This is a genomic window from Providencia sp. PROV189, assembly GCF_028480065.1.
Lineage (GTDB): Bacteria > Pseudomonadota > Gammaproteobacteria > Enterobacterales > Enterobacteriaceae > Providencia > Providencia stuartii.
Genome location: NZ_JAMPOG010000024.1, coordinates 1 through 12,940, shown reverse-complemented (window position 1 = coordinate 12,940; position 12,940 = coordinate 1). Strand labels below are relative to the sequence as shown.

The following is a 12,940-nucleotide window of genomic DNA, read 5'->3' as shown; positions in this document are numbered from 1 at the left end:
TCATGACGATTAATACACAATTAAAATGGAAAGAGCAGCTATTAGCTCCCCTTGAAGAAAGCCAGCAAGCAGCACCGATTGCCGATGATAACCCTGATTGGGAATACATTGACGGCGAAATGATTAAGTTTGGCTCACTTAGCCATGCTCAATTAAATATTGAGGAAATCCAGCGCAAGGCATTACAACTGTTTGCTAATGAAACGAAAGACTTCCGTTTATTAGTGCACTTATTGCGTACCTTACAACATGCAGGAGAGGCTGATGAGCTAGCTTTAGCCGCTGAATTATTGGCGGAGTTTGTTCGTCATTATTGGGAAAATAGCTATCCGCAAAATATAAAGCTTAAACAACGGCTTGCAGGGCAAATCCTTAAACGATTTGAAACTGTACAAGACAGTTTTTGCCGTCAAGCCGATATTAACTTGCGCGACAATATTCTTGGCTCCTTTGCCTTTTTGGCTAAATCTTGGCATGAAAAATGCCCAAATTTATCCGCTGAAGTCGATACATTAAGCCGTGGTTACAGCCGTATTGAACAAAGTGAACCTGTCATCGTTGTGGCAACGGAAGAGCCAACAACAGATAAAAAGGGAACAGTAGAAAATACTCAACAAGCACAGACTCCGGTGGCAGCAACAAAAGTACCTACAGTTGAGGTGAACCAAACGGATGAGCGTCAGTGGAAACAGACATTGCTTAAAGTGGCTGAGGCGTTATGTGAGCAAACGCCTTCGGATGCGGTAGGTTATTGCTTACGGCGCTATGCTATTTGGCACTCCATTCATGCGTTACCGATGGCAAATAATGATGGAAAAACGCCATTAGCCCCTGTTTCTCCTGACCGAGTGATTGATTACAAAAACCAAATGGCGCAACCATCAATGGCGTTGTTGAATAACATTGAACAAAGCTTAACGTTATCGCCTTATTGGCTGGAAGGCCATATGTTAGCTGCTCAAGTTGCAACAAAGTTAGGCTATCCGCTGGTGGGTGTTGCGATTGCTCAGGCGTTGCAACAGTTTTTAAACCGATTACCTGATTTAGCCAAACTGAGTTTTTCTGACATGACACCTTTCTTGCCTGAAGAGGTTCAGTCTTGGCTTTCAGCTTCTCAAAAATCAACGAGTCACGACGCCTCGACGAGTTCTCACAGTTTACAAGCTGAACAACAAGAAATTTTACATTGCTATGAACAGCATGGCTTAAGTGAAGCGTTAAAAATGGTCGAAAATTTTATCGCTTCTACGAACGAGCCGAGAGCTCGTTTTTATAGCCAATTGTTATCTGCCCAGTTATTTGAACAAGCGGGGATGCAGCATATGGCTGAGAACCTGTATCAGCAACTGCATACCGCAGCATTACATTACTTGTTATCGGACTGGGAACCCGATTTGCTCAATCGTTTAGCACAGAAGGTGCAAGACAAGCAGGAAATGACTTTTGATAGGAATTCACAACAATGAAATTATCTTTTCTATCCATACCAAAAATAACGGGTTCTCTTAAGAAGCTGTTTTTTGGCGATAAGCCCAAAATTAAATCATTCTTACTGCTGTGTTTGGCACTGCTCCCAGCGATTTTGATTATTTGGATTTGGTGGTGGGGACCCGATTTTAACTACAAGGGCAGTTATCCCCTTAAAGAGCTGAGCGCGCGTTGGTTAGCGACGATTATTATTCTTCTCATCATTGTGAGTTGGATTGGGATCGCGACATGGAAACGTGTAAAACGCCTTGAAAGCCTTAAATTAGACGTGGAATTAGCGGTTGTTGATCCTGTTCGTCACGATATTGAGTTTCAAAATCGTTATCTCGATTATTGGAAATCGCAATTTGTTCGTCACCTCAACGGACATACTCAATCCGTATATTTACGTCCTTGGTATTTCGTATTGGGGGCCGATGAGAGTGGTAAGCATACATTACTAAAAAATAGCCTTAATACTTTAGATATTGCACCAACAGAAAATGTTGTTAGTGACCAGAAACTCCCTCTGCATATTCAATGTCTACTCGCGGATAATGCCGTCCTTTTTGTGCCAGATGGGAAATTATTGACCCAGCCAGTGAGTGAGGAGGATAAGCCCCAGCTATATCATCGTTTATGGAATGAACTTTTACACTGGTTAAGCAAAAACCGTTCAAGACAACCAATGAATGGCATTGTTTTAACCGTGGATACTTTGTCATTACTGACAAATTCGAAGGAAAAAAATAGCCAGCTCATTGCTGACCTACATATGCGTATTGAAGAAGTCCGTATGACATTCAATAGTCAATTACCACTCTATATTGTGTTGACTAAACTGGACTTGTTACGTGGTTTTGATGCGATGTTCCAATCCCTTGATGCTCAACAGCGTAATCAGGTATTAGGGGTATCTTTTAGCTCAAAAGAAAATGTTAATTGGGAAAAACAGCTCAATCACTTTTGGAGCCAATGGGTTAGCCAAATGAACAGTGCTTTACCTGAAATGATGTTAAATCGTTCAGAAGGAAGCCAAAGAAGCGACTTATTTAGTTTTGTTCGCCAAATTGAAGGGTTACAAAGCAGTGTAGCAAAATTAATCTCTGCATTGGTCGCTAACAATGAACAGAAAAATATCCGTTTAAGAGGGGTTTATCTCACCTCTGCGACTCAAGTTGGTCAGATTGACGACGTCTTTAGCCAAACGGCGTCAGTTCAATACCATTTACCAACAGCACCACTAACAACTTGGCCTATTTCAGATACACATCCCTATTTTACGCACAACTTATTCAGTGATGTGCTGTTTAGCGAGCCAAACTTAGCAGCGGAAAACCATTATTGGCTGAAAAAACATCGTACCAGACTTTTAGTTGCTTCAACTGTCAGCATTGTTGGTTTGATATTGGCTTGGAATGGCTGGAGCCATTACTACAACAAAAACTATCGTGCGGGCGAGAATGTGCTTAATGAAGTTAAAGCATTTAAAGCGATTGAATCAACGACAACTAAAGATACTGACGGTAGTAAACAACTTCCTGTTTTGAACCCACTTAGAGAAGCAACATTAGCTTACGGAAACCATCGTGATAAAAATGGCATTCTGTCTGAAATGGGGTTATATCAGGGGCAAAAAGTTGGACCACAAGTTGAAAATGTCTACTTGCAATTGTTAACGGAACGCTTTTTACCCGCCATTATGGCAGGGTTACTTATTGAGCTGGATAATGCTGAAAAAGGCAGTGAAGAGAAGCTCGAAATCTTACGTGTTATGCGCATGCTTGAAGATAAAAGTGGGCGTAATAACGGGTTGGTTGAAGATTATATGGCAAACTACTGGAGCCAGCTATTTACAGGGCAACGAGATATCCAAGCTCAGCTTCGCGGCCATTTACATTATGCGTTAGAGCACACTGACTGGAAAACTGAGCGTAATCAAGGTTCAGCGATTGCCAATAAAGTCTTTGGGCCATTTGCCAAACCAATCAGTGACGCTCAAAAAGAGCTGAGCACGCTGTCGCTATACCAACGTGTTTATCAAACACTGAGGCTGAAAGCGAATCAAACACTGTCATCACCATTAAACCTCCGTCATCAAATAGGCCCTGGTTTTAACTCAGTGTTTACTGTGAACGATGAAGATAAGCTCGAAATCCCTCAGTTTCTCACCCGTTCTGGGCTGATTAACTACTTTATTAGGCAAAATGATGAATTGGTCGATCTGACATTACTTGATGCTTGGGTGCTAAATTTATCAAGCAATACACAGTATAGCGAGAGTGACCGTAAAGAGATCCAACGTCAAATTAGCGAACAATATCTGAATGACTATACTGCGCAATGGCGTGGAGCGATGAGTAATTTAGAGATTCGTGAATTTGACACAATTCAAGATGAAATCAATGCATTAGAACAGATAATCAGTGGTGAGCAGCCGTTAAGACGTGCATTACAGGTACTGAGAGATAACACTTCTTTACCTACCATTGATAGTTCGCTGTCTTCACAAGAGCAGCAAAAATTGATGGCAGAGCCGAAATACAGGTTGCTTAGCAGGCTGGATAGAGAGTTTTCACCCGAAACTGAGATCTTAGTGAGTAACAATGGTGAAAACCTACAAAATCTCAATCAGAAGCTAAATGAATTGCATCGTTATTTATTAAGTATTCAAAACTCACCAGTACCAGGTAAAGCTGCACTAAAAGCGGTGTCTATGCGTTTGAATGATAATAACCGTGATGTCATTTTTGAGCTATCACAAATGGCGAAAACATTACCAGAACCATTAAATCGTTGGGTAGGAGACCTCTCGGACCAAGCATGGAATGTGGTACAAAAAGAAGCTATTCGTTATATGGAAGTCGAGTGGAATGAAAACGTTGTCAAACAGTACAACGCGTACATCGCTGGACGTTATCCATTTAATCCGAAATCTAAACAAGATGTGCCATTAAGCGAATTTGAACGTTTCTTCAAACCAAATGGCACCATCGATAGTTTCTATCAACAGAATCTACGTTTATTTGTTGAAAATAACTTGATTGAAAATATGGAAGGCCAATCGCTGATTCGCCCTGATGTATTGGAGCAAATTGAGATTGCTAACCGCATTCGAGACACCTTCTTTACTGCTCAAGGTAATCTTGAAACACAATTTGCGGTAGAACCGTTGTCACTGTCAGGTAATAAACGTCGCAGTATCTTGAACCTTGATGGGCAGATTATTGACTACTCTCATGGGCGCAGTAACACCGTACATATGGTGTGGCCAAACTCAATGCGTTCAAACATTGAAAGTAAGCTGACATTAGTGCCTCTTTCTGGTGATAAATCCCCTCGTTCGCTCAGCTTTAGCGGACCTTGGGCGCAATTACGCCTTATCGATAGCGGCAGGTTAATGAATGTGAAACCAAACTCTTTTGAAGTTCGCTTCACAATTGATGGCGGAGATATGACTTATCGCGTGCAAATTGATGAATCTAACAACCCGTTCTTCGGAGGATTATTTACCCGATTCCGTTTACCTGAAACGCTTTATTAATATGATTTTTCAGTATTAATACGAGGGAATAGAACAATAAATGAGTACGCAATCAGAAAACTTGGTGATTAAAGTAGGAGGGTCTCCCTTGGAGACCCCAGAATTTATCGCGCTAAAAACCGAGTTCAATAAACTTAACCATCCAGCCCGCCCTGAAGTGAGCTGGACTTTAATTGAGTCATTGTGTTTAACGCTATTTAAAACCCATGGTATTGATTTACAAAGTGGAATTTATTACACCATCGCGCGTTTACAATTACATGGTTTAAACGGTTTTACCGAGGGATGTGAACTATTAGCAAGTGTTGTTGTGACACAATGGGATCATTTGTGGCCAGAACAGCCCCATCATCGTGCTGATATTTTGAATTGGTTTAATAGCCGTGCTGGTTCAGCATTGCGGCAAATCAGTTTTAAAACCAGTGATCTACGGTTAATCTATCGTTCCGAGCGTGCGCTACAGCTCATTATCGATAAGCTTGCCCAAACAACGTGGACAAAAGTACCGAAATTAGAAAACCTTTTGTGGTTTTTCCAAAACTCAGCGAAAAACCTCGAACAGCGCGAAAATGCATTAAATCAAAATAAAGGTCAAACGGTAAAGCTGCCGCCTTTAGTTTATATCCAGCAGCCGAAAACGGAGCAAGAGCCACCAGCACAATCAATCGTGATTGAAACAGCGGCTCAAAAACGGCCTTCTTCACCTATGCCTACTCAGGAAAAAATGAGTGCGACAAAAGGGTTTTTTTTAGGGTTATTATCAAGCGCAGTCATCTTTTCTGGTATCGGCTATGCGTTGTATTACTCGACCCAGCAAGAAGTTATTGCAATGGCTTCTGTTCCTGAAGGCGCGGCGGCTCAATGGCTATATAAACCTGAACTTACAACCTACGCGGATAACTTAGGGTTATTAGAGAAGCAGTCACCTATTTTTACCTTAAAGCTCGCTGATTCATTAGTGGATGTAGCCAAAAAACAGTGGCCTAACAATGCGGATCAAGCTTATGCCAGCCGTAACTGGCAAAACTTGATAACAACTCGGTTAGAAAATGCGCCAATTAGCGATAGTTGGTCAGAAACAGCGACATTATTACAGCAGCTATCAGACAAAATTGTGATGCAAGAGCGCAATCGCGGGAGTTTTACTCTCTCTTATTTGAAAACTGCTATCTATGATATTCAAAAGCAGCATAACAAGAGTACACCTGTTGAAGAAAGACTACGTGAATTCTCTTTACAAATTGAAAATGACCAACCTATCTCACCAACATTAATTAGTAATATCGATTCACAAATTAATGGCTTATTAGCACGTTACTATGATTTGCAAAAACAGGCAGAAGAACGCGGTTTAAAACCAAACTCATATTAAAAGGATATTATCATGGCGAATATGATCTATTTGACATTAAAAGGCAGCAAACAAGGTGCAATTTCTCAAGGATGTGGAAGTTTAGACTCGATCGGTAATAAGTATCAAAACGGTCATGAAGATGAAATTTTTGTCCTACGATTAGGAAATGGCTTTAGTCGTACTCAAAATATTAATTTTCAACCTGTTACATTAATTAAGTTGTTAGATAAATCATCTCCACTGTTGGCAAATGCAATTGCCAATAATGAAACACTTGAGATGACATTTAATTTTTATCGGACTTCACAAACAGGCTCTCAAGAAAAGTATTACACCATTACTCTGAGAGAAGCGTCCATTATTAATTTAGAGTCAGACTATCCTCATTCATCGAATAATAATGAGCAATTACCAGAGGAAACACTAACTGTGAAATATAAAGATATTATATTTCAGCATGTTATGGCTGGGACTTCAGGCTACTGTAGCTGGCAAGAAAATACAATTTAATGGATGTTGAGCCTAAAAGATGAGTGAAATAAAGTATCTACAAGAAAAGCAATATTTACAAAAACTCGCTGACGATTATGCGAGAGAGAAGCCGCATTTGGTTCACGTATTAGATCCACAAGATCCTCATACGGGTTATTTACTTGAAGGGTTTGCTTTTCTTTCGGCACGCCTACAAGAAAAAATTGATGACGCTTTTCCTGAAATTACCTTACCTTTACTACAACGTTTAGGCTCACAAGCGATTAAGGGGCTACCTTCAACAACAATTATTCAGGTTGACCAAGATGGGGTCATTGATTATCCATATTATCTTTCAGAAAATAATTTGATTCTAGGTCCTAAAGGTGCCAGTTTTAGTCTTTGTTATGGAGTGACCCTACAACCTTATTCTATTGTTGAGCGAAAAATTACTCATCAGCCTAATCGGAGTTGTATCTCATTACGAGTAAAATACCGAGGCATAATAAAAGAATATGATACAGCATCGCTAAACCTCTTTTTGAGTAAACAAAAAGCTATTGCAGATACTTTGATGCTCGGGTTTAGCCAATATTTTGATTATATAGAGCTGAATCATGATGGAAAAAGCTATCGTGGGAACAGCCTTGATTTTTATTTTGAGCCGAAGATAGGTAAAAAATTTCAAATTTTCCAGCAAACAGATAATCAATTATCAGCCCCTCAACAGCTACTGGAAGGGTTTTATTTACCACATGTTCATCATTTTATCGATATTAATGTACCGTTGATCACTAAGCAGCTTAATTGGCAAGATGATGATACGTTTGTGATCAATATCTATTTCAATAAGCAGCTTTCGATTACTCAGGCACAGTGTGAAGAGAGTTTTTATTTAAACTGTGTACCTGCAATTGATAAAGAAAAGCAAAATGAACTGAAAATAGATTTTAAATATAATCAATCGTCGTATTTATTACCTATACCTGATAATCACTATTTGGCGCATTTATCAGATATTCAGTTGTCATTAGAGCCTCACGAAAAGGTTCGTGGCTTATATTGTGATTTTTATCCGATGACGGATTTTACTGCGGCATCACGTCTGCTGCCCCAATATCAACAAGCGTTGTTTTATGCACTCACTATTGATAACGATATTCGAGGAAGGACACTATATTATTTAAATTTTTATGATAATAAAGGTACACCGATGGTAGTGCCTCCTAGTTTACGTTTTTCATGTAATTATGTGAGTTTTGAACAATATCAAGAAAGCCGCATAGGGGTCTTAAACAGCCATAGTGAGAAGGTGCCAGAAGGAGTAAAAACAGCAAATATCACCGAGTTATCAAACTGTTATCCACCGATTGTGAATGATAAATATTATTGGCAATTACTATCACACTATAGTGCTAATGCTTTTATGTTGATGTCTCTTGATACTATCAAGCAGATGTTGACGGAATATATTTTATATCGTGAAAACGATAGACAAGTTACACGCAAACTTGAACGGTTATTATCAGGTTGTATTGCGCTTAAAACGAATTTATATGATCACATTTTAAAAGGAAAGCCATATCGCTGCTTATCCCTTGTGGTGACATTAGACATTCAAAAATTTGAAAATGAAGGTGAGGCATTTATGTTTGTCACTCACCTATATCATTTTTTCCCTTTTTGTTTATCTGAAAATATGTTGTTGGAAATGTCAGTGAATTTCAATGATGCTGATTTACCGACATGGTATTTATCACCCTCACCATTACAAGGATATAAATCACTGTTATAAAAAACCATGGCGCAACAATTGAGTGCGCCATTTTGCAAGGTTAAGTCTATGTCTTCAAATATCTCGAGAAAAAATGTATCTGATGCTGAAAAAGCGGGCCAACATTGGCAATCTCTATTAAACAGGCCAGAGCCACAGCGCCTTAAATCGGCTTCTGACGCCAGCGGATCTCAGCCCTCTCAATCTAAGAAAATAGATATTTACGATGCAATTGCTAATCGTAAGCTGTATTCCGGACTCGTATTTACCTGCCAAATTGGTGATCTTCCTGTAGAGACCTTTCAGGTCACCCAATTTGATTTGCACGAAGGGTTATCCGAGTTATTTACGCTGAACATTCAAGCCGTCAGCTCACAATCAGAGATTGATTTTCAAGATGTATTGGGGATGGCTTCCTCCATCACCATCATGCGTGAAGGTATTGTTACCCGTTGTGTACAAGGGATTTTAGCTAGCGCCGAGCAAGGCAATACCGATGGCGTGAAAACGTGGTATCAGTTTGTTATCCGCCCTGAAATGTGGATCATGACGCTTAAGCAAGATAGTCGTATTTTCCAAGACACTACCGTTCCCAACATACTAGAAACCTTGCTGAATGAATCCCATGTTAAACACGATAAATTATTTTATCACCCTGAAGAGCATTTGCAGCGCTCTTATATCACGCAAAAACGTGAAACCCTGTATGAGTTTTGGTGTCGCCTCGCTGCCGAAGAAGGGATTAACTACTGGTTCGAGGAAGGCCCACAATTATTCTATAGCGATCGCCACTTGGGTATGAAAGCGGGGATCCATTTAACTTATAATCCCCAATCAGAAACCGATATTACCGACAGCACGGTCACCGCATGGCGTTATGCAGAACGCTTATGTAGTGATATTCGTATTGATAAAGATTACAATCAGTTACGTCCTTCTTACCCATTGAGCCATCAGGTAACGGGTGAAGTACATCAACAACACGAAGTATTTGAAAGTTATGGGCGCTTCCAAGAAGATGCTGAAGGTCAGTCGTTTAATCAAATCCGCTACGAACAATCGCAAAATAACCGCCAAACAGGCACTGCTAATACCAATTGTATTGAATTAGCACCTGGACGAATATTCAGCTTATCTAATCATCCCAGTAGCCGTATGAATGATAGCTGGCAAGTGATTACGGCACACCATCACGGGGTACAGCCCCTCGCTGACAACAGTGGCGGTGAAGGTACGCAATTGAGTAATACCATCACCTTTATTCCAAGTACCCAAGAATGGCGTCCACCGTACCGCTATAAGCCGACTGCTGATGGGGATGAGCTGGCTACAGTCGTTGGGCCACCAGGAGAAGAAATTTACACCAACAGTAAAGGGGAAGTTATAGTCTATTTTCATTGGGATAGACGAGGTATACCTGACTACGGTGCTTCATGCTGGGTACCTGTTTCACATGGTTGGAGTGGTAATGGGTACGGATTTATGAGTATCCCACACATAGGTCAGCAAGTCCTTATTAGCTACTTGAATGGGGATATTGATAGGCCTATTGTTACGGGGTGTACTTATAACGGGAGTAATAAGCCTCCGTTAGATTTACCAAAAGAAAAAACACGAACGACCTTTAAAACCTGTACTCACAAAGGCGAAGGATTTAACGAACTACGTTTTGAAGATCAAAGTGGGCAAGAGGAAGTATATCTTCATGCTCAACGTGACCTAAATGTGCATATTGAAAACGATAGCCATTGGCATATACAGCGTGATTCGAAACAGCGTGTTGACCAACATCGTTATACAGAGATTGAGGGGGATGATCACTCCCATATCAAAGGTACACAAAAATCTCTTGTTGAAGGTGATAGCTCCCTACAAGTACTTGGCAGTCATCACCAGAAAGTTAATGCCGTAATGGTTAGTGAAAGTGGTCAAGAAACCCATATCACTAGCCAAGGTAAAGTGGTAATTGATGCCGCCACAGAAATTACTCTTAAGGTAGGGGGGAGCTTTGTACGTGTGACGCCAAGTAATGTGTTTACCTCGGGTAATGTTGTCATTGGTGACAGTGCGGGAGGAACAGGACAAGCGGTTAATATCCAGTTGCCAGAAGGTGTTGCGCCATTTGTGTCACCACCTTACCCAATCAAACCATACTGTGCGATGCAAGCACAAGCAACAGGCAGCTGGGTAATTAAACTTAAAGGAGGGAAAGCATGAAATCGAATGATTGGACACGTTGGTTGACTGAACCCTCGACTGTCCCCGTATATTTGATGCTCAATACGTTATCGTCCCCAAACCCGACAGATTTATTGTTTGCCAATGATTGGGTTGAGCAATCTTTTCCACTGTATAATGGCACGTCACTGGCACATTTGATCGCACAAAGTCCATGGCTCGTACAGTTAAAGGTAAAGGCTTACGCACCATTAGGGCAACTTCTTGACCGCAAAGCATTAAGTGATAAATCATGGGGGTGGGTATACCGGAGCTCGTTAGGTTGGGCATATCAACTAAAGCATTGGCAAAACCGACAACTGGTATTACTTAATAATGAATTAGTGGTACTGCGTTTGATGGATAGTCGTATTGCTACAGTCTTGATACCCAAAATGAATATTCATGATTGGCATGTTTTAATGACTCCAGTACATGAAGTGATGCTCGATACACCAAATGGAGCAAACTTATTCGAATCACAGGCACGTCATGAGTCATTGCCGTATCCCGAAACCCAAGCTCGCCCGTTTGTGATAGGACATCATTTACAAATTGCGTGGGAAGACTCAGAAACCTTTATCCAGTTGACAGCAGAAAATATGGCTTGTGAACTGTGGGAAAATGTTCCCAATGATGCCATGAAACTTGATACCCCCGAAGGTCAACTTCACCGACGTTTAGTTGATTGGTTACATATTCATCCCTCATTGGCTGGAGATGTTACATCCCGTACCATCGGACAATTTTTGAACTATTCCCAACAGCAGGGATGGTTGACTTTGACAATGGAGCTGTCATGAATCAAAAAACAGAATCTTGTATTATCTGTGAAAATTATCGGTTCTGGCTTGAGCTACAACTGGTGGATGATAAAGGGCAGCCGTTAGCAAATGTACCTTATATGTTGTCAGAGCGGGGAACCGACCGCATCCTACAAGGTAGTAGTGATCCACAAGGACTTATTCATGTCGAAGGTCTTACCGCACGCCCTTATACATTAACTTTAGAAGCTCAATCCCTTGCTGATGCGCTCACAGCTATTTCACCTCCAGCAGCTATCCAAGGAAAAGAGAAAATGTTGAGTGATTTTTGCCGTGAGCAAAATTATATACTCAGTGAAAACAATCGTGCAGGGGCGTTTAACTCAGTGTTACCTGAGACGGTTCACCGTATGACGGCAGGGCAAATTAAACGCTCTCTACACTATCAGCAGCTAGATACTGGTTACCCACTATTATTTCCGTATGACCAGCGCCGTGTGATTGCCATTAAGAGTATCGCCGAACCGGTGTTTGCCAAATCTATCTTGCGCGGTGAAGGCAATACCGATGCGGGTGACGCGGTCGAAGTCAGTAACTATTTTGGCTCGACTGTGGTGTATCAGGTACAACCCAAACTGATACCGTCCGAACAAGCTAAACCTACAGAATTTACCATTGCGTCTTTATTTGGTATTTCGACGGCTGAAGCCAATCCATTGATACTCATCCCGTTAGCGATGATATTTCTTCAGCAAATGGCGGTATCGGGCGGCGCAGCTCAGAGTCAAAATACCTGGCAATCCTCGGATAAGTTTTTTGATGATTACTCAACATCTCGTGTATCACCTACAATAAAAGTGAATGCTCCTTCACTATCAGCACTGAGTATCCTTGTGAGTATGGGATATGTAGGGGTTTTTACTCGTACAGAATCGAGTGACTCGAGTGATTTACTGACTTATGAGGATTTAAAAGAAAAGGCGCTCGCTAAGGGAACCGCGACTACACGAATACGCATGGGTCGACGAAGATGGCCAAGTGGTCGGCTATCATACCTCTACGGAGAGCGGGCAAGACCAAGTTCCTGTAAGGATGATGGAACTCGCTTCAGAAGCGGAAACACAAAAAGTCCGTTCATTGGCGGTCTATCAAGCAACAGAAGGCTTACGATATGCAGGTAGTACAGCAGATGTGTACAAATTTACCACCGATGACGGAGACGACGTTTTTATCAGTTATGCGAAAAATGGTAATTTTGTAGGCGTTCAATCGCAAATCCATGAGGGGGAAGGCCGAATTCATACAGGGCATCCGCCGTCACAACCTTTAGATGTTAGACCGCATACGGG

General features: G+C 41.1%; 8 protein-coding genes. All 8 read left to right on the top strand.

Annotated elements, in window-relative coordinates; translation table 11 throughout:
• Nucleotides 1–2: 2 nt before the first annotated feature.
• Genes tssA through PR833_RS14875 form a run of 8 tightly spaced genes read left to right on the top strand, consistent with a single transcriptional unit; the run spans nucleotide 3 to nucleotide 12,772 of the window.
• On the top strand, nucleotides 3–1,466 hold the full coding sequence (tssA, locus tag PR833_RS14910; protein ID WP_014657060.1) for a type VI secretion system protein TssA: 1,464 nt from the start codon (nucleotides 3–5) through the stop codon (nucleotides 1,464–1,466).
• The gene (gene tssM, locus PR833_RS14905) at nucleotides 1,463–5,011 is read left to right on the top strand and encodes a type VI secretion system membrane subunit TssM (RefSeq protein WP_272526296.1); all 3,549 of its coding nucleotides are present in this window, start codon (nucleotides 1,463–1,465) and stop codon (nucleotides 5,009–5,011) included. Before tssA ends, tssM begins: the two co-directional genes overlap by 4 nt.
• Nucleotides 5,012–5,051: 40 nt before the next feature.
• A complete protein-coding gene (locus PR833_RS14900; RefSeq protein ID WP_272526295.1) occupies nucleotides 5,052–6,383 on the top strand; it encodes a VasL domain-containing protein in 1,332 nt (443 codons plus the stop codon).
• A 12-nt stretch (nucleotides 6,384–6,395) separates the two neighbouring features.
• On the top strand, nucleotides 6,396–6,875 hold the full coding sequence (locus PR833_RS14895; RefSeq protein WP_004926326.1) for an Hcp family type VI secretion system effector: 480 nt from the start codon (nucleotides 6,396–6,398) through the stop codon (nucleotides 6,873–6,875).
• Between the two features lie 19 nt (nucleotides 6,876–6,894).
• Complete coding sequence (locus PR833_RS14890; protein WP_272526293.1) at nucleotides 6,895–8,631, top strand: type VI secretion system baseplate subunit TssF; 1,737 nt, start codon at nucleotides 6,895–6,897, stop codon at nucleotides 8,629–8,631.
• A 48-nt stretch (nucleotides 8,632–8,679) separates the two neighbouring features.
• On the top strand, nucleotides 8,680–10,827 hold the full coding sequence (locus PR833_RS14885) for a type VI secretion system Vgr family protein (protein ID WP_014657056.1): 2,148 nt from the start codon (nucleotides 8,680–8,682) through the stop codon (nucleotides 10,825–10,827).
• Nucleotides 10,824–11,630 (top strand): DUF4123 domain-containing protein, encoded by an 807-nt coding sequence (locus PR833_RS14880; protein ID WP_272526292.1) that lies wholly within the window; start codon nucleotides 10,824–10,826, stop codon nucleotides 11,628–11,630. Before PR833_RS14885 ends, PR833_RS14880 begins: the two co-directional genes overlap by 4 nt.
• Complete coding sequence (locus PR833_RS14875; RefSeq protein WP_272526291.1) at nucleotides 11,627–12,772, top strand: hypothetical protein; 1,146 nt, start codon at nucleotides 11,627–11,629, stop codon at nucleotides 12,770–12,772. Before PR833_RS14880 ends, PR833_RS14875 begins: the two co-directional genes overlap by 4 nt.
• Nucleotides 12,773–12,940: the final 168 nt, after the last annotated feature.

Coding starts and splice junctions, on each gene's coding strand:
- tssA (WP_014657060.1), top strand. CDS start 3: ATGACGATTAATACACAATTAAAATGGAAAGAGCAGCTATTAGCTCCC.
- tssM (WP_272526296.1), top strand. CDS start 1,463: ATGAAATTATCTTTTCTATCCATACCAAAAATAACGGGTTCTCTTAAG.
- PR833_RS14900 (WP_272526295.1), top strand. CDS start 5,052: ATGAGTACGCAATCAGAAAACTTGGTGATTAAAGTAGGAGGGTCTCCC.
- PR833_RS14895 (WP_004926326.1), top strand. CDS start 6,396: ATGGCGAATATGATCTATTTGACATTAAAAGGCAGCAAACAAGGTGCA.
- PR833_RS14890 (WP_272526293.1), top strand. CDS start 6,895: ATGAGTGAAATAAAGTATCTACAAGAAAAGCAATATTTACAAAAACTC.
- PR833_RS14885 (WP_014657056.1), top strand. CDS start 8,680: ATGTCTTCAAATATCTCGAGAAAAAATGTATCTGATGCTGAAAAAGCG.
- PR833_RS14880 (WP_272526292.1), top strand. CDS start 10,824: ATGAAATCGAATGATTGGACACGTTGGTTGACTGAACCCTCGACTGTC.
- PR833_RS14875 (WP_272526291.1), top strand. CDS start 11,627: ATGAATCAAAAAACAGAATCTTGTATTATCTGTGAAAATTATCGGTTC.